Below are 311 nucleotides of genomic sequence, written 5' to 3'. Positions count from 1 at the left end.
CAGGTCCGCAACATCGCCGAGGTGACCACCGCCGTGGCCCGCGGCGATCTTTCCAAGAAGATCACCGTCGACGTGAAGGGCGAGATCCTCGAGCTCAAGAATACCATCAACGTCATGGTCGACCAGCTCAACGGCTTCGCCTCCGAGGTGACCCGCGTGGCGCGCGAGGTCGGCACCGAAGGCAAGCTCGGCGGCCAGGCGCAGGTGCCCGGCGTCGGCGGCACCTGGAAGGATCTCACCGACAACGTGAACCTGATGGCCGACAATCTCACCGGCCAGGTGCGCAACATCGCCGAGGTGACCACCGCCGT

Annotated in this window: 1 protein-coding gene; it reads left to right on the top strand. The window is 65.9% G+C overall.

Annotated features, from left to right (window positions below; translation table 11 throughout):
• Positions 1-311 (top strand): HAMP domain-containing protein (locus tag E2493_RS18450; RefSeq protein ID WP_135089855.1); only part of this gene is annotated, 311 nt, incomplete at both ends.

It is taken from the genome of Sphingomonas parva (ex Maeng et al. 2020) (assembly GCF_004564275.1).
Taxonomy (GTDB): Bacteria; Pseudomonadota; Alphaproteobacteria; order Sphingomonadales; family Sphingomonadaceae; genus Allosphingosinicella; species Allosphingosinicella parva.
This window is presented reverse-complemented; position numbering and strand designations above follow the sequence as displayed.